Origin of the sequence: Billgrantia zhangzhouensis, from assembly GCF_021404465.1 — a bacterium.
Lineage (GTDB): Bacteria > Pseudomonadota > Gammaproteobacteria > Pseudomonadales > Halomonadaceae > Halomonas > Halomonas zhangzhouensis.
The window spans coordinates 110,981-136,710 of sequence record NZ_JABFTT010000009.1 but is presented as its reverse complement, the minus strand read 5'-3'; the positions used below and the strand labels follow the sequence as shown (position 1 = coordinate 136,710).

Sequence of the window (25,730 nt, the reverse complement as noted above, 5' to 3'; positions counted from 1 at the left end):
TCGCTAAAGCAGGTGCAGTATCGCACCACGCAGGCCGCGCGAGTCGGCCCACAGCTTGCCCAGGGTGATCGGCAACCGGAAGCGGCGCTTGCCCGCCGCCCCGGGGTTGAACAACAACCGCTGCCGTTGCCATTCATGGCGCGGCTTGTGGGAATGGCCGTGCAGCACGGCATCGCATGCGGTGGTAGAGTCGAAATCGGCCAGGGCGTGAACCAGGTGCAGGCGCCAGCCGTTGACGACGAGATCCTGGCGCTGCGGCAGCGACTCGGCCCAGCCGGCCGTGTCGATGTTGCCGCGCACGGCATACAGCGGAGCCAGCTCGCCCAGGCGTTCGAGTATGGCGACATCCTCCGGCTTCGCTCCCACATCGCCCAGGTGCAGGATCAGCTCACAGCCTGCCAGCAGCGTTACCGCCTCCTCGCGCAGCAAGCCGTGGGTGTCTGAGATCACCCCGATGGGCGTGGCGATTTCATGATCAAGACGTGCCGGGAGCATCGGCTTCTCATATACGGGAACCTCCCGTCACGCTAACGTATCTCCCTGACAGCGTCACGCGATCCATGAGCACGCCCCATGAAAAAGGGCATCGCCTTGGCGATGCCCTTAAGCGTCACATGGGAACGCTCTTGCGCGCTCCCGGCGGTGGAGCTGGGTGATGGCTCAGTGATAATGCTTGCTGCAGTTGGCAATCTCGCGAGCCATCTGGTCGTCTTCGCAGCGGTCGGCGATATCGCTGAGCGTCACTACACCGACGAGACGCTTGTCGTTCTGGTTGTTGAGCACCACCAGACGTTGCACGTGCTGTTCCTGCATGTTGCGCAGCACGTCCTTCACGTCCTGATCCTCGAAGGCGTAGAGCACGTCCGAGGTGGCGATGGAACTCGCCTTTTCGTCGGGGCTCTGGCCTTCAGCTAGGGCGCGAATCGTGAGGTCGCGATCGGTCACGGTACCCACGATGCGGTCCCCTTCGACGAGAGGCTCGAAGCCAGAATTGTCCTTGCGCATGCGCTCGGCAACCTGGCGAATGGTAGCGTCTGCCGGGCAGTAGTCCGGGCGCTTGGTCATCACTTCGCGAACTTGCATCTCGTACCTCCTTTCATCGACGTATCGCACGGCTGAAGCCGTGCCGCTTCCTGCTTTGCGATGTCTTACCGTAGAAAAATAGCTGCCCCCCATGCGGGCTTCAAAACCCTCTCTGTCTTCGTTTATTGCCGTCGGTTACCGCAGGTGTTCGGCGTTGACGCTTCCCCCTCGGCTGCTAGCTTGACTAGCGAAGCCAAGCCCAAATCGACAACGACAATTCAGAGGGATCGCATCATGACCGGAAAGGATGCTCGAGCCTGGTGGCGGGGGGCGTTGCCGCTAACGCTTCTGCTCGCCTCCCCCGCCCTGGTCCAGGCGGCCACCGACGACCTGCCCCGCCTGGAGAGTGCGGAGTGTCCGACCCAGGCCCTGCGCGAGCTGGGCGCCACCTGCCATACTTTCCATGCCCCCGAGAACTGGGACGCTCCCAATGGCAACACGATCTCGCTGCCCGTGGCGGTAATCGAGCCGGAGGGCGGTGAACCGGACGAGGAGACGCTGCCGGTCTTCTTCTTCCCCGGTGGCCCGGGCTACTCGTCGTTGAGCGAACGCCAGTACATGGAACAGCTACTCGAGGACATTGGCCAACGCACTCTGGTGACCATGGACAATCGCGGTTTCATCCATGCCGAACCGGCTCTGGAGTGTCCGGAGTACGCCGCCGTCTCGCCCTATCACAACATCATCCACACCCCGGCCATCACCGCCTCGCTGGATCCCATGGAGCGCCTGGACGCGATCACCGGCGTGGTGAGCGACTGCTATCGCAAACTGGTCGACGAGGGCATCGACGTCAGCCAGTACAACGCCCGTGCAGTGTCGCGCGACGTGGACGAGATACGCCAACTGCTCGGCTACGAGCGGATCGACGGCTTCGGCTCGTCCACGGGTAGCGGCACGCTGGTCTCGTTCATCCAATATCACCCTGACAGCATCCGCGCCGTGATACTCGGCTGGGCCTGGTATAACCACCTGCGCAACCGTCCACCGGTGGACGAACTCTACACGGCCAAGCAGTCGTTCACCGACGCCCTGGCGCTGTGCGTTGCCGAAGACGAGGCCTGCCGCGAGCTGCTGCCGAACTGGCTGCAAGCCATCGACCGCACACGCCGCGCCCTGGACGGCCGCCCCTTCATCGCCCAAGTGGAAGAGGCCGATGGCAGCGACAAGACGCTCTACTTCGATGGCGCGGCCTTCCTCGACACCCTCTACCTGACCCTGGCCAGCGACTACGCCGAGTTGCCGAGCCTCATCGCGGATGTCGAAGCGGGCGACTACTCACGCCTGTCCGATTTCTTCCGCGTCGATGACTACGACCCCGAGCCCGAGGCTCCCAACTATGCGTTGGGCTATTTCCTCGCCCATGTATGCAACGACATGGGAACCAACCGCCCGAGCGTGGCCGATTCCACCGCCGCAGTGGCTCGCGAGCCCGCCGTGCTCGGCTTCGAGCCGCCCTGGCTGTGCGCCTGGTGGGGCGAGGATGGCGACGTGCCCGCCGAGCACAACGACCCGCCGGTCAGCGAAACACCGGCGCTGGCGCTACACGGAGAGATGGACCCTTGCTGTACCCCGCGCTGGAGCGAGCATCTGGGACGCACCATGCCCAACCTGCAATACGTCGTTTATCAAGCGCTCGGACACAACCCCGTCAACGAGTGCCGCTCGACCATGGTCCAGGCGTTTCTCGACGACCCGCATAGCCCCGTCGACGACAGCTGTCGCGACGAGGTCGCACGTGAGCCCTGGGTGATAGAGCCTCCCCGGGCGACCGGCGATACCTGAGCACAGTCCATCACACCAGGCCATGAGCGGTACCGTAGGTTCCCTCAGGCCTGGCGCGGAGCACGCAGCAGCCAGGAGGCTACGGCCACCAGTGCCAGGCCGAACAGCGCTCCGGGGCGCGCTCCCAACCCCAGGCTGGCGGCAAGCCCCAGGAACAGCGCCAGCCCGCCAACGACGATGCGCCAGGATTGCTGCGTAACGGCGACATGCTGCTTGCGGTAACGCTCGAAGACCACTACTGCGGCCATCACCGGCACCATCATCAGGGCGCACAGCCCGATCCACTCCAGGCGGCCGACCCAGAATCCCGGCTCGCCTGGAATGCCGGCATCGATCGGCCAGTCGAGCCGCTCGCCGAGCCATGCCGCGGGCAGTTCGGCCAGCTTGTGCCAGAGATAGAGCTGCAGCCCGAAGGCGCCGAACATCGCCATCCAGCGCCCCAAGTGCTGACGCTGCAGAAAGCGCCTTACCGGTGTTTCGAACAGCAGCACCAGTCCCACCTGGAACCACATGACCCCGAGCAGGGCCAGCGTCGGCGGCAGCAGGTTGGTATCGCCACCGGGGTTGCCGTTGACCATCGAAGCGGGATAGCCGAGAGCGACGCCCCCCACCAACCAGGCCAGCCCTACCGCCACCAGCGCAAGCCCCAGGCGTCGCCCAGCGAAGCGTCCGTTCCACCAGGCAATGCCGAGCTGTTGCGGCAACAGCCAGAAGAGCAGTGTATTGATCCAGGCGAAGGCATCGTGCCGCGCAGTGACGAATCGGCCCAGGGCGAGCCACTCCTCAAGCGCGGTGGGACGTGCGCGCAGCAGGTCCACCATGGCGATGCCCACGATCAGGCCGGCCGCCGCCCACAGGCCGAAGCGCCGGTCGGCCCACACGCTGAGCGGCAGCAGCAGCTGTACGCTGAGCAGGATCAGCAGGAACCAGAGATGCACGGTCAATGAGTGGTTGAGCGGCCCCAGTACCCCCTCGCGAGTGAAGAAGGCAATGCCCACGAAGAGCGTTAGTATGGCCAGGTAGGTCACTGTCGGTCGGGCCAGCCCCAGGGCACGCTCCGCCCACCAGTGGGAGTGCGGGTCGCCGGCCCGGTAACGCTCCCATACCCCTTCCGAGCTGACCGCGGCAGAGACAAAGATGAACAGCGGCACGACCTGGAACAGCCAGGTGAAAAAGCCAGCCGGCGCCCAGGCGTCGAGAAGGTGCCCCGTTTCCACCAGCATGCCGTGCTCGACCTGCGGCAGCGTGGCCACCCAGTGCCCGAAGACCACGATCAGCAGCGCAACCGCACGCAGCGCATCGGGATACGGATCGCGTGCGTCGCTCATGACCTCTCCTTCCTTGAATGGATGAAACGCCCGCTTCCAGCCAGCAGCCTAGTCCAGGCTGGTTGAACGAGCCAAAGCTGACCGATTCGAATAGGTGCGCAATCGTTGCTACGTTGGGGAGGCATGGCATCGGCAAAGGACAGGCTCGGGAATGCTAGGCTCGCGTAATCTTCGCACGCCACGCTGTGTCGCCCTGCGCAGGCTCTCTTTCTTGGCAGCCTTGGGGGGCCTGCTGGCCAGCCTGCCGGCGGGCGTGATGGCACAATCGGGGCAGGTCGGCCTGCCGCGCTTCCCCTCCATCAGCCCGGACGGCTCGGAACTTATCTTCAGCTGGCGCGGCGACCTGTGGCGCATCGCGACCGAAGGTGGTGAGGCGGTGCGGCTGACGCGCCACAATCTCGACGACCTGCACTCCAGTTGGAGCCCCGACGGCGAGTGGATCGTGTTCGCCTCGATGCGCGACGGTTACCTCAACCTGTGGCGCATGCACCGCGATGGCAGCCAACTGCTGCAGCTCACCCACGGCGACCAGCACCTGCGCAACCCCGCCTTCGGCCGCGATGCGAACGGCGAAACGGTCATCACGTTCTCGGGAATGCTCGAGGCCGACGTGTATCGCGACCAGCGGCCTTATCTGCTCTCCGCGGAGGGTGGCGAATATACCCGGCTACACGATGCGTTCGGCTCCGAGCCGCAGCTCTCGCCCGATGGCCGCAGCGTCGTCTTTACCCGGGGCGGCGCCTATCACGACTGGAACCGGCGCCACTACCGCGGCCCGGATGCGATGAACGTCTGGCTGCACGAGTTGGGTACCGATCGCTTCGAGCCGCTGACCGAACGCAACGGCGACGACGGCATGGCACGCTGGGTCGACGAGGATACCCTGCTGTTCATGTCCGACCGCGAGGACCAGACGGTCAATCTCTATCGCATGGAACTCGATGCCGAGCGCACCATCGAGCGGCTCACCCAGTTCGACGAGCGTGACCTGCAGTATTTCGACGTTTCACGCGATGGCAGCACGGCCGTACTCCAAGTATGGGACACCCTGCTGACTCTCGATCTCGAAGAAGAAGATGCCCAGCCCGAGCCCATCGCCCTGCGCGCCCCCGACGACGGCCGCGATACCCATGCGCTGCGCCGCATCGATCGGGACATCAGCGAAGCGGCCCTGAGCCCGGATGGCCAGACCATGGCCTACGTCGCCTACGGGCGCGTCTACCTGCGCCATGTCGACGAGCAGAGTCCGACGCTGCTGGTCACGCCGGGGACCCATGCCCGCCACCACAGCCTGGCCTGGTCGCCGGATGGATTACGGCTCTTCTTCGTCAACGACGCCGATGGCAGCGAGTCGATCTATCAGGCGCACGTGACGCTGACCCGCGAGGAGGTGCGCCGCAGCCATGAGCGTCAGCGCGAGCGCGGCCGCGTTTCCCACCGCTGGAACGGCGATCCCACCGTCTCGCTCGCCGCTGCGAGCCCCGCCGAGGCCCCGGACCAGGAAGACGATCCCAACGCCGAACTCGACCCCGACTTGGCCGTGCGCGGCGAGGAGCCGGAAGATCCCTTCGCCCCCCAGGATCCCGGATTGATGCTGGATCCGATCCTGACTCCCCTACCAGGCGATCCCACCGACATTCCGCCGCCGCCCCAGGAGCCGCCGGTAGATGTCGAAAGCATTCCCGAAGAGGAGCTTGAGGAGGAATTGCCCGAGGACGTCCCCGCCGATCGCGACCCGACCCGCTGGCACGATGCGATCCAATTCGATGTCACGCCGGTAATTGCCGAAGAGACCAACGACCGCGACGTCTCGCCATCGCCGGACGGACACTCCCTGGCCTTCCGCCGTGGCCGAGGCGACCTGGTGATCCACGACCTCGGGAGCGGCGAAGAACGCACCCTGGTGGAGGGCTGGGACAGCTTCATGCAGTGGCGTTGGTCGCCCGACAGCCGTTACATCGCTTACTCCCAGAACGATCTCGACTTCAGCGCCAACATCTTCGTGGTGCCGGTCGACGGCTCGGCGGAACCGGTCAACATTACCCGGCACCCACGCAACGACCTCAACCCGCGCTGGTCAGCCGATAGCCGCAAGCTGACCTTCATTTCCAACCGTTCCGGCGAGAACTACGATCTCTACCGGGTCTACCTGGACCGCGATATCGAAAGCTACACCCCGCGCGAACTCAGCACGTATTACCGCAACGCCCGGGATCAGGCGCTGGCCCAGTCGCCGCTACCGGTAGACGATGTACAAGACGCAGCAGAAGCGGATCGGGAAGTCGCGGAACTCGAGCTGGAAGATGCCTGGCGACGCGTAGAGCGCATCACTGCCTCGCCCGCACACCAGACCGCCAACGAGATGACGCCGGGCGGCGACCGCTATGTCTTCAACGCCGGCAGCGAAGGGCTCGTGGCGATGGATTGGGATGGCAACAACCGTACCCGCATCGGCCCGAGCGCCAACGTCCAGCATCTCAACATCACCGGAGAGCAGATGGTCTATATCGTCAACGGCCGGGTCGCCGTGGCCAACCTTTCCGGCAGTGGCTCACCCCGCTACCTCGACATTTCCGACCGCTTGCGCATCGACCTGCGCCAGCAGGCATTGCAGAAATTTCACGAGGCCGCCCGGGTCATCGGCGAGAACTTCTATCGCACCGACCTGAAGGGCCTGGACTGGCCCGCGGTGGTCGAGGAGTACGCGGCCTTGATCCGCCGCGCCCGCACCTCGAGCGAATTCAGCGATATCGCCAATCGTCTGATGGGGGAACTGGCCGCCTCACACATGGGGGTGGCCAACCCGGGGCCGGTGTCGGCCCTGCGCGAACCTTCGGGCCGGCTGGGTCTCGAATATGAACGCATCGTCTCGCAACAGGACGGCCGCATCGGCTATCGCATTACCGAGGTGATTCCTGCCGGCCCCGCCTCCCGTGGCCCCATGCCCCTGGCACCGGGCGACATCGTCACTGCGATCGGCCTGCGTCCCTTCGAGGAGAACAAGACGCTGCTGGAACGGCTGAGCGGCCAGGTGGATCAGGAGGTGACCGTCACCTTCGACCGCCCGGACGAGGAGGGCTATACCGAATACCGCACCATGCTGAGAACCGTAGGACTGTCCGAGCTGGCCCGGCTCAAGTACGACGCCTTCCGCGAGGAGAGCCGGCGCCTCGTCGAAGAGCTGTCGGACGGACGCCTCGGCTACCTGCACATCCAGGCCATGAACCAGACCTCGCTGGAGGGTTTTCAGGGCGATCTCTATGCCGCGGCTGCCGACAAGGACGGTCTCATCATTGACGTGCGCAACAACGGCGGTGGCAACACCACGGACCGCATCCTCACCTCAATCATGGCCGGCGAGCATGCCTACACGATACCGGCGGGTGCCGACCGCGATGCAACCGGCCACTACCCGCAGGATCGCCTCGACGCGCCGCGTTACACCCTACCGATCAACATGCTGGCCAACGAGAAGAGCTACTCCAATGCGGAGATTCTGGCCCATGCCTTCACCACGCTGGGTCGCGGCACGCTGGTAGGCCAGCAGACCTATGGTGGGGTGATCTCCACCAACAGCCATACCTTGATCGACGGTGCTACCGTACGCCGCCCCTTCCGCGGCTGGTACATGCCGGACGGTACCGACATGGAGCACAACGGTGCCAGGCCGGATCTACTGGTCGAGCAGACGCCCCAGGATGAAGTGGCCGAGCGCGACCGCCAGCTCGAGGCGGCGGTGGCCGATCTGCTCGAGAGGATCGACGGCGAGCAGTGAATCAAGCGGGTGGGTGAAAAAGGCCTAGGTGGCGCCTTGCTCACCGAAGCCGTAGTCGCGCTCCACCCGAGCGACCCGCACCCGGTAAGCCGCGTACCAGTCGCTGCGCCCGAGGCGCTGCGCTTCGCGGTGCTCGACCTGTCGCTTCCACTGTGCGATCGCCTCCAGGCTCTCCCAGTAGGAAACCGTGATGCCGAGTGCGTCGCGTGCCGACTCCATGCCGAGAAAACCCGGCTGCTGGGCGGCCAGTTCTGCCATGCGCTCCGCCATCAGGCCGTAGCCATGATTCTCCGGCGTACGCAGCGAGGTGAAGATGACGGCGTAGTAGGGCGGTTCCGGGGTATTGGCGATAAGCGTCATAAGGCCTCACTGGTGTCTTTGCTGGCAACGGGTATTTCCCCAGGCGCCATTCTCGGAGAGTATAAGCGCGCGCGAGCTCCGCTTGCCCTACGTTTATACCCTTGGAAACGACATGCCGACGCTCGATCATGGAAGACGGGTCACCCTGACCTATTTCGTCGCCTTCATCGCCATCGGCATGTGCGTCGGCCTGCTCGGCCCGGCCCTGCCCCACCTCGCCATCATGACGGGATCGGGCATGGGGCAGATCGCCATTCTGTTCACTGCCCGCGCGCTGGGCACCATGCTGGGAGCGGTGCTCTCCGGCCTGCTGATCGACCGCTTCGATGGCCACCGGGTGCTGGCGGCAATGCTGTTGCTGCTGGCGGCGGGACTCGCCGCGGTACCGTTCAGCCAGGCGCTGGCACTGCTCACGGCCGTGATGTTCCTGCTCGGCCTGGCCGAGGTGTCGGTCAACGCCGGCGCCAACACCCTGCTGCTGTGGACCCACGGCCCAGCGTCACCTCCCTGGATCAGCGCGCTGCACTTCTGCTTCGGCCTGGGCAACATGCTGGTCCCGCTGGTGCTGGTGGCGGTACTCCACCTGCAGTTCTCCTTCGCCTGGGCGTTCTGGCTCGTCGCCCTGTACGTCGTGCTGCTATTGCTTCCGCTGCTGCGCCTGCCGAGTCCACGCCCACCCGACATGTCGCTGGGCAATCACACGCCCCCACCGCCACAGGATGGCTGGCGACTGGCCATCTTCCTGCTGATGTTCGGCCTCTACGTGGGCATGGAAGTCACCTTCGCCGGCTGGATCACCGCCTATGGCGTGCTCAGCGGCATGGCGCCGGCCGATGCCGCCCTGCTGGTGACGCTGTTCTGGCTGACGCTGTCGGCCGGGCGCTTGCTGGCGATTCCGCTGGTGCGCCTGCTGACGCCATGGATGGTACTGCGCGGCTGCCTCGGGCTCGGCCTGTTCAGCACGCTGGCACTGCACGGCCAGTGGCTGCCGCTGCCATTCGTCGCCCTGCTCTTCGGCCTCGCCGCCTCGGCGGTCTTTCCCACCCTGTTCGGCTTGAGCAACCAACTGATGCCGGCCAACGGGCGTACCACCGGCTGGATCTTCCTGGCCAGTGGGATCGGCGGCATGGCGCTACCCTCGCTGACCGGTCCACTGCTGGAAAGCGCCGGTACGAAGGCCTTCCCTTTGCTGCTAGTCGCCCTGATCGCGCTGTTGATCCTGGGCCTCATCCTGCTGCGTGCCCGGGTGCGTCTGGCGGGCCGCTAAAGCTGCCGTTCAGTGCCGCTTCACCCGCCAGATGCACCACCGTAAGCCTCGACGACCTTCTCTGCCACAGCGGCATCCTCGGCCAGCGCTTCGAGTGGCACGGGCCCCTGCAGGAAACGTCCCATCCAGGCCAAGGCATTGGGCAGGCTTGCACGCCACACGCGCCAGGTATGGCCGCCATTGAGCACTTCCATCGCCACTAGGTCCGGCTGATGCGGTGCCAGCGCCTGACGCACCAGGCGAGCATGGTGTGCTGCATTATAGGCGTCGCGATTGCCGGCACTGAGATAGAGCGGCACGATCTCTTCCCGTTCCAGGTAGCGATCCAGGTGTGCGGTGTAGTTGCGCTGCTGCCACAGCGAGATGTCGAAATCTCCCGTTGCGTCGAGGAAGGCCGGGTGGCGCCAGGCCGTGGAGTTGCGGGGCGGCAACGGATGATAGCTCGCCGGGCTCAGGGCCGCCGCGGCGGCAAACAGGTCGGGGCGCTCGAGCATGAAATTGAGAGTGCCATAGCCACCGGCGGAGAGTCCGGCGATGGCACGCCATTCACGCAGTGGCACGACCTGCCAGGTCTCCTCCACTCGAGGCATGAGTTCGTCAAAGAAAGCCGTGCGCGCCGCCTCGTTGTGCCCGTCGATCCACCAGCTCTCGCTGCCCGGCATGACGATGACCAGCGGCGGAATGAGGCCATCCCGAATCATGCGGTCGACGATCCGCTCGAGATCGCCGCTCTCGACCCAGTCCCGCTCGTTGCCGAACGAGCCGTGCAGCAGGTAGAGGATGGGATAGGCCTGATTGGCCTCGTGGTAACCTTCCGGAAGGTAGAGCGCGTAATGGTAATCCCGCCCCAGCACCTCCGATGCGAAGCGATGATAAGTGACCTCGCCGGCATGGACTGGCGAGCCGCCCCACAGCGCTGCCACGATCAACGCGGCAATGGTGCGCCTGAGTCGCATAGCACTTGACTCCTTGTGCCAAAGACAAAACACTAGCCTGCTAAGGAAACATTGCACAAATGTCTGCGCGAGCGAATCACTGCGTTGCGCGGTACTCGGAGTCCTCACATATACCGCATATGCTCCGGCTCCTGTGCTCCGTGCGCCTTGTGCTTCATCTCGCTCGCCAATTTGTTCAGCGTTTCCATAATGGAATTTTTTCCGCTTCGTCATGGTCCGACATCATGTCGACGATCGATGTTCCTCGCACCGAGGTTCTGGTACCAAGGAAGGCAAGGCGCTCATGAGGCGGATCGAAGAAATCTACTGGCTGCGCTTCTATGGCTGCCTGGCCGTGTTCGGCTACCACTTCCTCGATCGCTTGAATCAGCATATCGACAATGTCTACGTCGATCTGGCGCGTATTCCCACCGTGCTTGGCACTCCCATCTTCATCTTCATTTCGATCTTCCTGTTCTCGTTCCGCTACGGCGACCGCCCTCCTCCCGGTTTTCTGGTCAAGCGCCTGCAGTACGTCATGGTGCCGTATGTCGTCTACGGTCTGATCTATTCATTGTCCAAGTACGTCAACCTGAGGCGGGAGGGCGTGCCGGTCGATTTCGTCGCCAACCTGGTCGAGTACCTGATCTACGCCGGCTGGCACGGCTACTTCCTGATCATCGCCATGCAGTTCTACGCCTTCTACTGGCTCTATTCTCGCTATGGCCTGGAGCGCTGGTTGCCACCCGGCCCCTGGCTGGTTCTCGGCAGTCTCATCGGCATCGCCTACTGGGGTCTGACCCGCCACTACGACATCGAACCACCAGGCTACCTGCTCTGGATCGCCCCGCTCGGCTGGATCTATCTGTTCTTCCTGGCCATGCTAGTGGTACGCCACTACCCCCGGCTCGCCCCTCATCGCCTAGCGGAAGTGCCCTGGCTCAAGTGGCTTTCGCGGCCGGTACTACTGTTGGTCTTCGTTGCCGCGATCGTGCTGCTGACCCTGCGCGGCGCACTGGAATATTCCTCCAAGGAAACCTGGGTCGTGCCGTTCTTCATCCTGTTCACGCTGTTCACTGTCACTCGGCTGCGTAACGTTCGGGCCACTCCGCTGGTAAAGACCGTCAACCGCTATTCGTTCGGTATCTATCTCGCGCACCCCATGTTCTTCGCCATGGTCGACTTCGCGCACGAGTTCGTCCCCTTCTCGCTACTGGTCTATTCTCTGCTGCTGGTCGTGGTGGGCATGGCCGGCTCGATAGGGCTGAACTGGGTTGCCAATCGACTACCCTGGGGTGGCATGCTGTTCGGCAAGACGCTTTACGTACCGGAAGAGCAGCAGACTTCCGCAACGCAAGTACGCTAGGCTATGCCTGAAAGCGAAGGATGGCCCCGTTCGGGCGCCTGTTACTCGAACTCAGAGGGAACCTTGCATGAGTGAGCTCATTTCGCTTGTGATCGTACCGGTGGACGACTCACCCACGGCACATGCGGCAACACGCCATGCCGCCTTGCTGTCTCACCTGCTGCATGCCCCCTTGCGGCTGGTGCATGTCATGCCTCTCAACCCAGCCGAATTCAGCGATATCCCGGCCAATCGACAGGCCGAAAAGGACCGCGACCGCTCGCAGCGCCTGGCAGCGGCCCGGAATGCCTTCGCCAGCGCCAGGCAGGCCATCGAGCCGACACTCGACTCCCCTCCAGAAGAAGTCACGCTGGAAGAAGAGGGCTTCGTCCATCATCCGGCCCGCACCCTCGTTGACTATGCGCGCCGGCACGAGGGCTGCCTGCTAGTGGTCGGTGCCCGTCACCTGAGCGATCTCGGCAAGTTTGTCGAGGGCAGCATCAGCGACGAGGTCGTACACAAGGCCCCCTGCCCGGTCACCGTGGTGCACCCCGAGGCAGTCGCCGAAGACGTCAAGCGTATCGGCCGAGTGGTCGTTCCGGTCGATGGCTCCCGCCATAGCGATAACGCCGCCAGGCTGGCAGGCGACCTGGCCCGTAGCGCAGGTGCCCGAGTGGACCTGCTGTTCTGCCGCCCGGCAGGCGCCCCGCCGCCCCAGAAGGACAAGCAGGACGAGTCCGAACAGCTCTTCGCCCAGGCGCAACAGCGCTTGGGGGAAATACCGGCAGGCATCGCAACCCATCTGCTGGAAGGCGACCGCTACGCGGAAGCGATCACCGAATTCGCCCACAGCCAGCCCGATAACCCAGTCATCGTCATGGGACGCAGAGGCTTGGGAACCCTGCGCGAGAAACTGGTAGGCAGCGTCAGTCATCACGCCATCGATCTGGCCCACTGCCCGATCACGGTAGTGGTCTAGCCTCGCTCCGTCCGGCTTCTCTCAGTTGCCGTTCTCGTAGGCCGACTTGAGGCGATAGAACTCAGCGACGATGTCGTTCATGGCGGCAGCATCGTAGTCGCTGAGGCCACTGACGACCAGCTTCTTAGAGCCGCAACCGACAGGCACACCACCATCGGTGATGCGGAACTCGAGCCTGACGTCGCCACGCTTGCCGGTGACGTCGAGGCTTGAGTCGACCAGCTCCAGGGAGGGGGCGACAAGATCGATCCGGTCGAGCGAAAAGCCCATGCTGTCGTAGATCACCAGCGGGCGCTTGGGGTTGAACATGACGCCCTGCGCCTCAAGCAGCGGCTTCAACACGTGCGGGAAGTTCTTGCCCGAAAAAGCCACATAGCAGCGAGTGAAGGCTTCAATGGCCGCGGCATCGTGGTTGGTATCGCCCTCGCTGCCCACTTCCAGGTACTGCTTGCCCTCTTCGTCCCTGACCTCGATCTGGCCCGCCGCGTTCTTCTCCAGGCTCAGCAAGGTTCCATCACCCACCATGCTGCGAAAGCGAAAGTCCATGTGCCCCGAAAGGCCGAACCGGCTCAGTACCAGGGCAAATAGCAGGTCGCCGGGTACGCAAAAGCGCCGAGCCCCCGCATCGTGTATGGGATTGAAGTCCCCGGCGACGCGCTTGGCGAAGTCGCTGGCCTGCTGTGCGGAGATGCGGATGCCCGCGTCAGCCTGCGTGTGGTAAGGGTCGAGAAACATGCGTGCTCTGGCCTGTCCTTGGTGGGAAGTGCTCAAGGGGTTGATGATGCCATTTTTTCCACCGGTGCGGCCACTTCGACCGGGCAGGATGGCGGCCCGTCCGTCGCTTCGGCATATGGTCGCCGCACCGCCGCACCGCCGCACCAGCCATGGAATCCATGTTAATGTGAAACGGAGAGTGACGGGGCATCATGAATTTTGACCTCCTTTGCATGGGCTCGTCATTCTCGCGAAATGCCTATATTGTGCAACGACGCCTAACGGCTAAAGTACGACACATAATCATCAGGGAGCACGACACATTACCGGGTCATGGCCGTTCCGGCTCGGTAAGGGATCGGGGGGATAACGCTATCGAGACGCTCATGAAGTCCTGGCCGGCCATCGGCGCCGATGGGCCAGGCATGAGGGCCATCTTGCCGAGCCGAACGGGATCAACCCAGCAATGCCTTCGGGAAGGTGGCGCGTGGCTGGGCTGACACGTGCGCTGATGTTGACCCTGGTGTTGGGACTTCTGCCCCTGTCGGCCACTGCACTTGAGCGGCAGGTCGTGCTGATCGCTCATCCGACCGTCGCCAACACCTCACTGACCCGCGATACCACCCGGGCGATTTTCGCCATGCGCCAGCGCAGCTGGCCCGATGGCCAAGCCGTTCGGGTCTTCGTGCTGCCCAACGATCATCCCGTGCATGCACGTTTTGCCAAGGAGCGGCTGAGCGTGTATCCGCATCAGTTACAGCTGGCCTGGGATCGCATGGTGTTCTCGGGAACGGGGCAGGCACCGAGCCAAGTCAACACCCAGTCTGAAATGCTGGAACGCGTCGCCACCACGCCTGGCGCTCTTGGGTATCTGGAAAGAGAGTATTTGGATGAGAGAGTCCAAGTCATCACCATGGATTAGCCGCCGCTCGCGTCCGGTGCTCCTGGCACTAGCTCTCACCTGGGCGCCTGCGGCCATGGCGGAAGGCGTCATGGATACGTTGCAGGTACATGGCTTCCTCAGCCAGGCGCTGGTCATTACCGATCACAACAATTTCTTCGGGCCCAGCAGCAGTGGCGGCGGCAGCCTCAAGTACACCGAGATCGGCGCCAATGCCTCAATCCGCCCACGCCCCGATGTCCTGGTGGCCGCCCAAGTGCTCAGCCGCCGGGCCGGTGGCGACGGCAGCGATGCCCGGCCAGTGCTCGACTATGGCGTGATCGACTACCAACCACTCTCCGACCAGCGGCGCACCCTGGGCATTCAGCTCGGGCGTTTCAAGAACCCTTTCGGCTTCTACAACCAGACCCGGGACGTCGCCTTCACTCGCCCCAGCATCCTGCTGCCCCAGTCGATCTACTTCGATCGCACCCGCTCGCTGGGGCTTTCCGCTGATGGTGTCAGCCTGTATGCCGAGGAACGGATGGCACACGGCACGCTGCGCTTCACGGGTGGGGTCGGCACCCCCACCACGCGTGACCTGGACAGCCAGCTCTACCCTGCCCACCTGAGCATGGACATGAGCGGCAGCACTTCGTCAATTGCCCAACTGCGCTACGAGCACTCCGGAGGACGTTTCACAGCCGCTCTCAGCGCCGCTGACGTCAATCTGGACCAGGGCCTAGGCCCTCACGAAGGAGAACTCAACTTTCAGCCTTGGATCTTCTCGCTGCAGTACGATATGGAGCGCTGGGCGATAACGGGTGAGTTTGCTCTGCGCCAGGTATCGGCCACCGATACCGGCCCGCTGTCCGGTTCTGACGTCATCGGCGAGAGCTGGTATGTCCAGTACACCCGGCGCTTTCTCGACGACTGGCAGTGGCTGGTTCGCTACGACAGCCTGGTGAGCGATCGAGACGACCGCTCTGGTCGAGCCTACGAAGCCCAGGGCCGCGGACCCGCTCATGCTCGCTACGCGGACGATATCACGCTCGGACTGCAATGGCGGGTCAATCCCCGCATACTGGTTTCCGCCGAATACCACCACATCGACGGCACCGGCTGGCTACCTATACGCGACGAACCGGACCCAGCCGAAACTCGCCGACGCTGGAATATGGTGCTGTTTCAACTCTCATTGCGCTTCTGATCAACGAGCACGCTACTCTTCAAGAATCGGCCAGGGACTGCCAGCATGAGCGCTTCCACCTCCCACGTATCTCGCCCCCGCCTGAGCCTGACTTGGCGGGTGCTGGCCTTGAGCAGCCTAGTACTGCTCGTGCTGGTGGTACTGTTCACCTGGCTCGGCCATGCCAACCTGACCCGTCAGTTCGAGGAGGGTCGCAAGGAGAGCAATGCACGCGAGTCGCGCGAGATCGAACTCGCATTGCAGCGCTCCGAGATCGGCTTGCAGCGTATCGCCGCGCTGATCGCGGCGTCTCCCGACCTGGGCCCGGCCCTGGCCGCGAGGAACCAGGCGGAGTTGGTCGGCTCGCTTGCATCGCAGTGGCCCACGCTGCAGCTCGAGGCAGGTATCGAGGAGATCCTGGTATTCGACGCCGATGGGGGACAACTGGCCGAGTGGGGCGAAGGCCAGCCAGACCAGGATCGGCCAATGCGGGACTGGGTTCACCAAGTCATGGAGACCGAGCACCCACTCTCGGCACTGCGCTGCGCCAACGACTGCCGGCAATATGCCGCCGTCCCCATACTGGTTGAGGGCTCAAGCGTCGGTATGGTGACTCTGTCGCGCTCCCTGGCGGACGTGACCCGCCAGGCCCAGCAGGTGTCAGGTAGCGATGTTGCCCTGCTGGTCAGCGGCGCCCATGAATCGGAAGTGGAGCCCGAGCGGCACCTGACCAACTGGAACGGCTACTTGGTCGCACTGACCCATGCCGATCACTATCTTCCGATACTGCAGCGGGCCGCTCGCATGGCCATGCTCAACGACATTCTCGAAACACCGCTGCGGATACAACACGACGGTCGTGATTACGAGCTATCCGTGGTGCGCATGGAGGCCGATAACGGGCGGCGCAGCACCGGCTTCTTTCTCCTCGCGACCGACATCACCGCTCAGATTCGCGCCATCCAGCAGGACACACACACCCTGCTGCTGGTCGGCATCGGCGGCTGGCTGGCGGCCGAGTTGCTGCTGCTAGCCATTTTGCTGCGCCCCATGGCCAGGCTGCGCCGGCTGGCCGGGGTCCTCCCGGCCCTGGCCCACGGCGGCTTCGCCGAAGCCCGCAGTGCGATTCCCGCTTCACACAGCCGGCTGGAAGATGAGATCGACGTGCTGGAAGGCACCACGCTAGCGCTATCGGAGCAACTGGAAACCCTGGAACGGGAGGTCAGCGCACGTGGTGCCCAACTTGCCGAACGCGTCGACGAGCTGGCCCGCGAGCGCGATTTCGTCGGCAGCCTGCTGGATACGGCACGCGTCTTCATCGTCACCCAGGATGAGCAGGGCTACATCACACTAGTCAATGACTATGCGCTTACGACCCTGGCCATGCAGGAAGAACGCCTGCTTGGCCGCTCATTCGACGAGGTGTTCCTCTCACGCGGCGGTGACGATGCCGACGAGGAAGCACCCCAGGAGGAGCGTAGCCTGACTACGGCGGATGGGCTCCAGCGGACCATCGCCTGGTACCACGCCCCGCTATCACGCAGCGACGCGCGGGCGGCACGCATCTCGGTCGGCCTCGACATCACCGAACGTAAGCTCGCCGAGGCGCGCCTCACCTGGCTGGCCGAACGCGATCCGCTCACGGAGCTATACAATCGGCGCTACTTCCAGGAAGCGCTGGGCAGCGCCATGCGGCGCGGACGCAGCGGCGCAGTGCTGCTGCTCGATCTCGATCATTTCAAGGACGTCAACGAACTCAGCGGGCACCACACCGGCGACCAGCTTCTGCGCAGGGTGGGCGATACGCTATATCAGGAGTTCGGTCACTGCGGCATCATTGCCCGTCTGGGAGGCGACGAGTTCGCGCTGTTGCTGGAAGGCGCCGACACCCGGCGCGCCATCAGCATCGCCAAACAGATCACCCCGCTGCTCGACAATACCGGCCTGGATGCCGGAGGACAGCTTCACCGGGCGACAGCCAGCCTGGGTATCGCCCTGTTCCCGATCCACGGCGACAACCCCGCCGACCTGATGGCCAATGCCGACCTGGCCATGTACAAGGCCAAGGAGAGCAGCGCCCAGCGCTGGCATCTGCTCGCTACCCTCGAGCGCGCCAAGGACGAGCTGCAGGAACGTGTCTATTGGGTGGAACGGATTCGCCAGGCGATCGACGAAGAGGGCTTCGAGCTGATGATACAGCCGATCATACGCTTGAGCGATGGCGACGTGCGCCATTACGAAGTGCTCTTGCGCATGCGCGGCCCCAAGGGAGCACTCATCTCGCCCGCCCACTTCATTCCGGTGGCGGAGCGCAGCGGGCAGATCGTACAGATCGACCGCTGGGTACTGCGCCAGAGCCTGCGCGCCTTGAGTCATGTCCAGGCACAGGGTATCAGCCTCGCCGTCAACCTGTCGGGGCAGACGCTGCACGACGAGGAGCTTCAACAGTTTCTCATGGAAGAGCTATCGGCCACCGGCGCGGATCCTCGCCACTTAATCCTCGAGATCACCGAGACCGCAGCGGTTACCGATTTTTCCAGCGCACGGGGCGTCCTCCAGGCCCTGCGCGACCTGGGCTGCCGCACCGCCCTCGATGACTTCGGGGTTGGCTTCAGCAGCTTCCATTATCTCGGCGAACTCCCCGTCGACTTCATCAAGATCGATGGCGCCTTCATACGCACCCTGATCACCAGCCCGGACAGCCAGGTCATCGTCAAGGCCATTGCCGACATCGCGGCAGGCTTCGGCAAGCTGGCCATTGCCGAGTTCGTCGATCAGGAGGCATTGATACCTCTTTTGACTTCCTACGGCATCTCTTACGGCCAGGGCTACCATCTTGGTCGTCCCATCTCTCTGGCAGAGGTCATTCCGGGAGCATCGCATGGAGACACCACACCCTAAGTCGAATCCCAGCGAACGTGGCATGCCCCAGGGTGATCGGGTGCGTGAGTTCCTTGAGCAATACCGATTCGTCATCGCCCGGAGCAGAGAGAGTCGCTACCGGGCCTATGCCCTACGCCACAAGGTCTTCCGCGAGGAGCTTCGGTACGCATTGGGGGAGGATACCGGTACGCCCTTCGAGAAAGACGCTCATGACAAGCACTCGATTCTCTGCCTGCTCCACCACACCGGCAGCGATCGCGACGCCGGCTGCTTGAGGGTCGTTCTACCCATCGGCAATGACGGGCAACCAAGATCGCTACCACTGGAGGAGAGCTGCGCCCATGGCCTGACCGACCCTCAGCTGCACCCGGACCGGTTCGAGCACAGTTCGCTCTGCGAGGTTTCGCGACTGGCCGTGCACCCCGATTTCCGCCGTACGCGCGACTGTGCCTTGGGGCTTCGTGAGAACGACCTGCAGCTTTTGGAAGAGAACCGCTTGCTGCCTCCTTCTCCCCTGGTGACCCTAAGCCTATTCCTGGCAGCCACAGCCATCGTCGGCCTTGCGGGCAGGCGCCACGTCTTCGCCATGATGGAGCCACGCTTCGCTCGCTTGCTGAAAATCTCGGGGCTGGAGTTTCGTCGGGTCGGCGACGTCATCGACTACTGCGGCCCCAGGGCGGCCTACTACATCGACCAACATCAGGCCGAACGAGGCCTGCAGTCCAGCCTGAGGCCACTCTATCGCCATATCAAGACATCGCTGGCTCCACAGATGCTAGGCGCCGCTCATACCTAGAGAGGCTCGCGGCAAGCCTATGACCGGCCACTTCCTCTCCGATAGATCAGGCCCGGGATGCAGTTGCCCAGGCCACCATGACGGCGAGCACGTTGCGATGCTCACCACGCGCCGGATCGCTGGCCTGCCAGGTAACCGAAAGCGAGGTGCCGCTGCGGCACTGCATTTAGCAACCCGTAGTAGTCCGTTCCATGACCTCTCTCGCTGCCGTCGTCAGCTTCCGCTACCTTCCTCGTCCTGCTGCACACGCCTCTTCTTGGGCGAGATCATGCGCACCCTGACCTTGGGCCTTACCCTGGTCTGGTTGGCTTGTCTGCGGGAAACTGGCTCTTCCGACGAGTCGCTTTCGACTGCCGCTGGCAGCGGAGCGGGCGGGGGAATGACCACCCAGGCGAATACTGGTAGTGCCAGCCCCCAGTGAATGGCTGCCAGGCGCAGCCCCAGCGTTACCGCCAGCGCCAGGCCAATGGCGACGCCGGCCGGTACGCCCAGCGCCCCCAGGCCTACATAGGCAATACCACCAGCGATGGAGGCAGTGGCATATACCTCTTCGCGCAGCACCATCGGGACACGGCGTGCCAGAACGTCGCGTATCATTCCGCCGGCCACGCCGGTCAACAATCCCATCAACACCGCCACCACGCCAGGCATCTCCAATTGCAACGCCTTGTGCGCCCCGATCACCGTGAACAACGCCAGGCCGAAGGCATCGGCTACCGGTAGAAACACGCGAGAGAGGCGATGAATGTAGTGGAAGCCAACGATGGAGAGGCCCACGGCGGCAAGAATCACCCACAGGTAGGTCGGGTCGGCGACCCAGAATACCGGCCGCACGCCCAGCACCAGGTCACGCAGGGTGCCGCCGCCGATACCGGTGACCGCCGCCAACACCAGCATGCCGAAGGGATCCATGCGCGAGCGGCAGGCCAGTATCACTCCCGAGAGGGCGAAGACGACTACTCCCGCCATGTCCAGCCAGTACACCAGAGCCGTCAAGTTCTTCTCCTGCAATGCGGTCCAGAAAATTACCGGGCAGACTACTGCGCTTTCACTGGTAGGTCACGACGAGAAAGCTCACCAGCTCCTCTTCGCCATCATTCTCGATGATGTGCTCGAGGTCGGCATGGTAATGGGCCGAATCGCCGGGATTGAGTTCGCAGCGATTCTCGCCGGCAATGACCCGAGCTTGCCCCTGGGTCACAGTCAGTAGCTCGCGAGTGCCCTCGAAATGGGCAGCGCTTTTCAGACGTGCCCCTGGCGCCAGCCGGATCTCGTAGAACTCGACGTTCTTTTCCATGTGCAGCGGCGAGAGCGTGCGGATGCGACAATCGCGGTCATCGCGGAACAACTGGTTGGTGTCGTTGCCACGCACCACTTCGATACGCGAGGCAGTCCAGGGCTGATCCACCAGATCGCCGATATTCATGTCGAAAGCCTGGGCGATACGCAGCGTTACCGCCAGTGTCGGGTTGGCCTTGCCGCGTTCGATCTGGCTGAGCATCGAGCGGCTGACGCCAGACGCCGCCGCCAGTTGCTCCAGGGTGAGCCCACGCCCCTTGCGGAGCTCGATCACGCGGCTGGAAAGGCTACCGGCTTCCGTTTGTGCTTCGTCTGCCATCGCTCTGTCATTCACCTCGCTTTTCCCTCTATACCCAAGACATGGGGCTAAGACATGGACCATGAACAGGCCAAGACAGACGACTCAGCACATGTTCTGCCAGACGAAAATCCAATATGAGGGATAATTTTCTTGCATTGAGGAAACATTCTGCAATACTGGAAACCGTTCTCCTATAGTAAATATTTCGTTGCGAAATGCCAGCCCCTCGCAGCTCAACCGCCTGAACCCTCCAACCACAAGTCAGGAAGGTAGAACATGAAAGCACTGATCAAGAAAGAGGCATCACCCGGCCTCTGGCTGGAAGAGGTGCCGGACCCACAGGTCGGTATCAACGATGTGCTGATAAAGGTGAAGCGTACCGCCATCTGCGGTACCGACGTGCACATCTATAACTGGGACAGCTGGGCACAGAAGACCATTCCTGTGCCCATGGTGGTGGGCCACGAGTTCGTCGGAGAAATCGTCGAGGTTGGCTCCAACGTCAACGATTTCCACCCCGGCCAGATCGTCTCCGGAGAGGGCCACGTGGTGTGCGGGCGCTGCCGCAACTGCCTGGCCGGGCGCCGCCACCTGTGCGCTCATACCAGTGGGGTGGGCGTCAATCGTCCCGGCGCCTTCGCCGAGTACGTGGCGCTGCCAATGTCCAACGTGTGGGAGCACAAGCCCGGCATCGACCTCAACGTGGCCGCCATCTTCGACCCCCTGGGTAACGCCGTGCACACCGCGCTGCAGTACGATCTGCTCGGCGAGGATGTGCTGATCACCGGCGCGGGGCCGATCGGCGCCATGGCCGCGGCAGTGTGCCGCCATGCCGGGGCACGCCATGTGGTGGTCACCGATCTCAACCCGGGCCGCCTGGAGCTGGCCAAGCGCCTCGGCGCCACCCGCACCGTGGACGTGCGCCACGAGACGCTTGCCGACGTGCAGCGCGAGTTGGGTCTTAGCGAAGGCTTCGACGTAGGCCTGGAGATGTCTGGCAGCCCCGCCGCCTTCCGCGACATGCTGGCCAACATGTGCCACGGTGGCAAGGTAGCCATGCTCGGCATTCCCACCGAGGAGATGGCCATAGACTGGAACACGGTGATCTTCAACATGCTGACGCTGAAGGGCATCTACGGCCGTGAGATGTACGAGACCTGGTACAAGATGTCGGTGATGATCGACTCCGGCCTCGACATCTCGCCGGTGATTACCCACCGTCTGCCCTATAGCGAATTCCAGCGCGGCTTTGACGCCATGCTCAGCGGCGAAGCGAGCAAGGTCGTTCTCAACTGGGAGACATGACATGTACGGAGCCTTCAAGCAGCACCTGCACGGCGAGCTCGGCGCTATTCGCCAAGCCGGGCTGTACAAGCACGAGCGCCAGTTGACCACCCCCCAAGGCGCCCATGTCGGCATCAACGCCGGCACCGAGGTACTCAACCTGTGCGCCAACAATTACCTGGGTCTGGCCCAGCATCCTGAGGTCAACGCCGCCGCCAGGGCCGGGCTCGAGGAGTGGGGCTACGGGCTGGCCTCAGTACGCTTCATCTGTGGCACCCAGAGCCTGCACAAGCAGCTCGAGCAGCGCCTCACCGACTTCCTCGGCACCGAGGACACCATCCTCTACCCCTCCTGCTTCGATGCCAACGGCGGGCTGTTCGAGACCCTGCTCGGCGCCGAGGACGCAGTGATCTCCGATGAACTCAACCACGCCAGCATCATCGACGGCGTGCGGCTCTGCAAGGCCCGTCGCTATCGCTACCGCAACAACGACATGGCCGACCTCGAAGCGCAGTTGAAAGCTGCCGACCGCGACGGTGCGCGCTTCAAGCTGGTCACCACCGACGGCGTGTTCTCCATGGACGGCTACATCGCCCGGCTCGACGAGATCTGCGACCTGGCCGAGCGCTTTGATGCCCTGGTGCACTTCGACGATTGCCACGCCACTGGCTTTCTCGGCAAGGGCGGCCGCGGCACCCACGAGTATCGTGGCTGCATGGACCGCATCGACATCACCACCGGCACCCTGGGCAAGGCATTGGGCGGCGCCAGCGGGGGCTATACCAGCGGCAAGCGCGAAATCGTCGAGCTGTTGCGCCAGCGCTCGCGCCCGTACCTGTTCTCCAACACCGTGGCGCCGCCGGTGGTCGCCGGCGCGCTGAAGGCCATCGAGCTGGCCGCCGAGTCCCGTGAACTGCGCGAACGCCTCACCGAGAACACCGCCTTCTTCCGCGAAGGCCTTGAGCGGCTGGGCTTCGAGCTGCTGCCCGGCGAACACCCCATCGTGCCGGTGATGCTGCACGATGCCGGCCTCGCCGCACGCTTCGCCGAGGAAATGCTCAAGGAGGGCGTTTACGTCATCGCCTTTTCCTACCCCGTGGTGCCCCAGGGCCGCGCCCGCATCCGCACTCAGATGTCCGCTGCGCTGAGCCGCCACGACCTGGAGTTCGCCCTGGCCGCCTTCGGCCGAGTCAAGGAGCGCCTGGGACTGTAACGGTTTGTGACAGGCTCCGCCTGGATGCCGCGCCGCTTCGGCTAGAACGGCGCGATTTCCTTGTTTCAAGAATCGGGTAGCGTTGTACTGATGCGCTGTGGAGAAGCTTCGACGATACCGCGCAACAGGCGGCCCAGCACGTCGGAGCCGGTCAGGATGCGCCGCTCTTCGCCCCACAGCAGGACGACGTCCTCGTCGAGTACATCGTCCTCCCGATTGACGGTATGCACGCGAAAGCGGCCGATTACTTCGCCGAGAGGCGTGGCCGGGTCACGCACCACGATGGGCTGGTGGCAATGAGCCAGCGGATTGAACAGGTCTGGATCGAACAGCGCCGCCCGCAGGAAGGCATCGGCATCAATGATGAGCCGGGGTTCGCCGGCTTCATCGACGATCACGACCCGGCTCTTACCGCTGGCCTGCAGGGAACGCAGGAAGGTGTCGTGGCGGGTACGCTCGATATCGGGAAAGATCGGCAGATTCCCGTGGAAAGGAAGAATGATGACGCTATCGGGATCGAGCACCTCACCCTCACGGGCGAGCGGCACGTCATCCAGGGTCAGGAAGTTCATGGCTCCCCGCCCCTCGACCCAGTCAATCTCGGTTTCGGTGGACTCCATGTGCAGCCGGATCAACTGGTGCAGGTCGCGCTCCCTGAAATAGGGAATGGCCTCGGGCCCCAGCCAGCGATCCAGCAGCCAGGCGGTGGGACGTGTGACCGGCCACAGCAGCAGTTGGTAGAAGCGGACCATCGGCGCCAGTGCCGAGGCCATGAAGAGCGCATGGCGTACGAAAAAGGCCTGGGGCAGGATTTCAGCGAACAGGGTGATGATCACGGTGGAGAACAGGAAGGCTGCCACGGCTCCCATCACCGACCCAGAAAGTAGAGCCAGCAGCACGTTCACGGCCACATTGCCCCACAGGATGGTTACCAGCAGGAAGTTGGAGTCCTGGCGCAGTTGGAGCACACGCTGAGCGCGGGGATTGCCCTTGCGCGCTTCCAGCTCCAGTTCCAGCTTGCCAATGGTGAAGAGCGCCAGGTTGAGCCCCGAGAAGGTCGCCGACTGGACGAGACACAGCGCGATACCGATCCAGACCAATGACGTCATGGCATCTCATTCCAGTGGGTAGTGCGTAACGGCAATGCCCCCAGGTGCATTGCCGTACGCAGCGCCGCCAGGCTCATTCGGCTTCGTCGTAACCGTGCTGTGCCAGCCAGTCGCGCAGGAAGGCGATCTCGTCCTCCTGGGCTTCGATGATCTCGCGGGCGAGATCGTGAATCGCTTCGTTCTCGCCGTGAGTGAGAACCACGTTGGCCATGTCGATGGCGCCCTGATGGTGGGCGATCATGCCGCGGGCGAAGTCGACATCGGGGTCGCCGTTGTACTCGGTCTGCATTTCGGCGTGCATGCGCTCGGCAATTTCACGATAGGCCTGTACGGCCGGGTTGTCGGCGTGCTCGTCCTCTTCGGGCTCGATGATATGCTCGGTGTGCCCCGCATGATCGGCCTCTACGCCGGTCACGTCTTCGTCTTCCTCCGACTCGTCCTCCTCGCCTGCTCCGTCCTCGGCCTCGTTCGCCTGAGCATCGTCCTGCTGCGTCTCGGCTCGCTCGGAAGCCTGCTCGATCCGCTCCTGCGCCTGGGCCTCCTCTTCCGCCGCCAGCACTGGGGCAGCCAGCAAGGCGCCACCGGCGAGAATGATGGCAAGTGCCGAAAGGGGGCGTAATGCCAGGGTGTGCGACATGGTGCTCTCCTTTATCATAGGATCGTACGATTACGATAGAACCAGGCGCCGCGCAGGTCATCGCACCGGCGCACCGGGAAAACAATTCATTACCGAGACTACCATGGACTGGAACCCCGCCCTGATCTGGCTGGCCATCGCTCTACTACTGGGCCTGGCCGAACTCTCCTCCGGCGGCCTGGTGCTGCTGTCGCTGGGTGTGGCTGCCGCCCTCACCTCGGCGCTGGCGGCACTGGGGCTGCCCCTACCCTGGCAACTGCTCGCCATGGGCGTGTTCTCGGGCATCCTGATTCCGCTCGCAGTCAAGGTGATCCGCCCTTGGTTCTCGCCCAGTGGGGTGGCCTACGGTACCACCGGCACAGGTGTGGAGCAGGGGCGCACCTACACCACCCTCAAGCGCGACTTCGACGGCGCCAGCGGGGTCAAGATCAACGGCGATTTCTACCGTTTGCGCGTGGCCGAAACCGGCGCCACCGAACTACCGGAAGGCACACGGGTGACCTTCGAGCGCTTCGACGGCACCACGGCCATCGTCAGCCGTGCCCAGCCAGAGCGCTCTCAGCCATAG

General features: G+C 63.7%; 22 protein-coding genes. 12 read left to right on the top strand and 10 right to left on the bottom strand.

The genetic code is table 11. From position 1 onward, the window contains the following. Positions 1-3 precede the first annotated feature (3 nt). The gene (locus HOP51_RS13055) at positions 4-495 is read right to left on the bottom strand and encodes a metallophosphoesterase family protein (RefSeq protein WP_234274336.1); all 492 of its coding nucleotides are present in this window, start codon (positions 493-495) and stop codon (positions 4-6) included. 165 nt (positions 496-660) lie between these two features. After that, on the bottom strand, positions 661-1,083 hold the full coding sequence (locus HOP51_RS13050; protein ID WP_234274335.1) for a CBS domain-containing protein: 423 nt from the start codon (positions 1,081-1,083) through the stop codon (positions 661-663). 234 nt (positions 1,084-1,317) lie between these two features. Between HOP51_RS13050 and HOP51_RS13045 the strand changes: the two genes are divergently transcribed. Beyond that, a complete protein-coding gene (locus HOP51_RS13045; protein WP_234274334.1) occupies positions 1,318-2,868 on the top strand; it encodes an alpha/beta fold hydrolase in 1,551 nt (516 codons plus the stop codon). 44 nt (positions 2,869-2,912) lie between these two features. Here HOP51_RS13045 and HOP51_RS13040 read toward each other — a convergent pair whose 3' ends face one another. Beyond that, positions 2,913-4,196, bottom strand: coding sequence for an acyltransferase family protein (locus HOP51_RS13040; protein ID WP_234274333.1), 1,284 nt, complete (start codon positions 4,194-4,196; stop codon positions 2,913-2,915). 211 nt (positions 4,197-4,407) lie between these two features. Here HOP51_RS13040 and HOP51_RS13035 point away from each other — a divergent pair, with 211 nt between their 5' ends. Further along, positions 4,408-7,971 carry a S41 family peptidase gene (locus HOP51_RS13035; RefSeq protein WP_234274332.1) on the top strand — a complete coding sequence of 1,188 codons (3,564 nt, stop codon included), beginning with the start codon at positions 4,408-4,410 and terminating at the stop codon, positions 7,969-7,971. A 24-nt stretch (positions 7,972-7,995) separates the two neighbouring features. Here the strand turns inward: HOP51_RS13035 and HOP51_RS13030 are convergent, their stop codons facing one another. Next, a complete protein-coding gene (locus HOP51_RS13030; RefSeq protein ID WP_234274331.1) occupies positions 7,996-8,331 on the bottom strand; it encodes an antibiotic biosynthesis monooxygenase family protein in 336 nt (111 codons plus the stop codon). A gap of 112 nt (positions 8,332-8,443) precedes the next feature. On the opposite strand from HOP51_RS13030, the gene HOP51_RS13025 reads away from it, so the two are divergent. Continuing rightward, positions 8,444-9,598 carry an MFS transporter gene (locus HOP51_RS13025; RefSeq protein WP_234274330.1) on the top strand — a complete coding sequence of 385 codons (1,155 nt, stop codon included), beginning with the start codon at positions 8,444-8,446 and terminating at the stop codon, positions 9,596-9,598. Between the two features lie 20 nt (positions 9,599-9,618). Here HOP51_RS13025 and HOP51_RS13020 read toward each other — a convergent pair whose 3' ends face one another. Then, positions 9,619-10,554 carry an alpha/beta hydrolase gene (locus HOP51_RS13020; protein WP_234274329.1) on the bottom strand — a complete coding sequence of 312 codons (936 nt, stop codon included), beginning with the start codon at positions 10,552-10,554 and terminating at the stop codon, positions 9,619-9,621. Between the two features lie 283 nt (positions 10,555-10,837). Between HOP51_RS13020 and HOP51_RS13015 the strand changes: the two genes are divergently transcribed. Together HOP51_RS13015 and HOP51_RS13010 are read left to right on the top strand one after the other, a co-directional pair. Then, positions 10,838-11,899 (top strand): acyltransferase family protein, encoded by a 1,062-nt coding sequence (locus tag HOP51_RS13015; RefSeq protein ID WP_234274328.1) that lies wholly within the window; start codon positions 10,838-10,840, stop codon positions 11,897-11,899. A 67-nt stretch (positions 11,900-11,966) separates the two neighbouring features. Then, positions 11,967-12,857: a universal stress protein gene (locus HOP51_RS13010; protein ID WP_234274327.1), complete on the top strand. Its 891-nt coding sequence runs from the start codon at positions 11,967-11,969 to the stop codon at positions 12,855-12,857. 21 nt (positions 12,858-12,878) lie between these two features. On the opposite strand, the gene HOP51_RS13005 is transcribed toward HOP51_RS13010, so the two are convergent. Next, complete coding sequence (locus tag HOP51_RS13005) at positions 12,879-13,592, bottom strand: DUF3581 domain-containing protein (protein ID WP_234274326.1); 714 nt, start codon at positions 13,590-13,592, stop codon at positions 12,879-12,881. 466 nt (positions 13,593-14,058) lie between these two features. Between HOP51_RS13005 and HOP51_RS13000 the strand changes: the two genes are divergently transcribed. The 4 genes from HOP51_RS13000 (at position 14,059) to HOP51_RS12985 (ending at position 19,319) form a co-directional block, all read left to right on the top strand. Then, positions 14,059-14,493: a substrate-binding domain-containing protein gene (locus HOP51_RS13000; protein ID WP_234274325.1), complete on the top strand. Its 435-nt coding sequence runs from the start codon at positions 14,059-14,061 to the stop codon at positions 14,491-14,493. 70 nt (positions 14,494-14,563) lie between these two features. Further along, positions 14,564-15,661: an OprO/OprP family phosphate-selective porin gene (locus tag HOP51_RS12995; protein WP_234274324.1), complete on the top strand. Its 1,098-nt coding sequence runs from the start codon at positions 14,564-14,566 to the stop codon at positions 15,659-15,661. 45 nt (positions 15,662-15,706) lie between these two features. Then, a complete protein-coding gene (locus HOP51_RS12990; RefSeq protein ID WP_234274323.1) occupies positions 15,707-18,541 on the top strand; it encodes a bifunctional diguanylate cyclase/phosphodiesterase in 2,835 nt (944 codons plus the stop codon). Further along, the gene (locus tag HOP51_RS12985; protein WP_234274322.1) at positions 18,522-19,319 is read left to right on the top strand and encodes a PEP-CTERM/exosortase system-associated acyltransferase; all 798 of its coding nucleotides are present in this window, start codon (positions 18,522-18,524) and stop codon (positions 19,317-19,319) included. The genes HOP51_RS12990 and HOP51_RS12985 overlap by 20 nt, the downstream gene beginning before the upstream one ends. 213 nt (positions 19,320-19,532) lie before the next feature. On the opposite strand, the gene HOP51_RS12980 is transcribed toward HOP51_RS12985, so the two are convergent. Both HOP51_RS12980 and HOP51_RS12975 read right to left on the bottom strand, forming a co-directional pair. Continuing rightward, complete coding sequence (locus HOP51_RS12980) at positions 19,533-20,315, bottom strand: trimeric intracellular cation channel family protein (RefSeq protein ID WP_234274321.1); 783 nt, start codon at positions 20,313-20,315, stop codon at positions 19,533-19,535. A gap of 52 nt (positions 20,316-20,367) precedes the next feature. Then, positions 20,368-20,937 carry a helix-turn-helix domain-containing protein gene (locus HOP51_RS12975; protein ID WP_234274320.1) on the bottom strand — a complete coding sequence of 190 codons (570 nt, stop codon included), beginning with the start codon at positions 20,935-20,937 and terminating at the stop codon, positions 20,368-20,370. Positions 20,938-21,195: 258 nt separating this feature from the next. On the opposite strand from HOP51_RS12975, the gene tdh reads away from it, so the two are divergent. Both tdh and kbl read left to right on the top strand, forming a co-directional pair. Continuing rightward, on the top strand, positions 21,196-22,224 hold the full coding sequence (gene tdh / locus HOP51_RS12970) for an L-threonine 3-dehydrogenase (RefSeq protein ID WP_234274319.1): 1,029 nt from the start codon (positions 21,196-21,198) through the stop codon (positions 22,222-22,224). 1 nt (position 22,225) lies between these two features. After that, on the top strand, positions 22,226-23,416 hold the full coding sequence (kbl, locus tag HOP51_RS12965) for a glycine C-acetyltransferase (RefSeq protein ID WP_234274318.1): 1,191 nt from the start codon (positions 22,226-22,228) through the stop codon (positions 23,414-23,416). Positions 23,417-23,481: 65 nt separating this feature from the next. Here kbl and HOP51_RS12960 read toward each other — a convergent pair whose 3' ends face one another. Further along, on the bottom strand, positions 23,482-24,525 hold the full coding sequence (locus tag HOP51_RS12960) for a DUF21 domain-containing protein (RefSeq protein WP_234274317.1): 1,044 nt from the start codon (positions 24,523-24,525) through the stop codon (positions 23,482-23,484). Positions 24,526-24,598: 73 nt separating this feature from the next. Next, positions 24,599-25,162, bottom strand: coding sequence for a CopM family metallochaperone (gene copM, locus HOP51_RS12955; RefSeq protein ID WP_234274316.1), 564 nt, complete (start codon positions 25,160-25,162; stop codon positions 24,599-24,601). A 103-nt stretch (positions 25,163-25,265) separates the two neighbouring features. Between copM and HOP51_RS12950 the strand changes: the two genes are divergently transcribed. Continuing rightward, positions 25,266-25,730 (top strand): NfeD family protein, encoded by a 465-nt coding sequence (locus tag HOP51_RS12950; RefSeq protein ID WP_234274315.1) that lies wholly within the window; start codon positions 25,266-25,268, stop codon positions 25,728-25,730.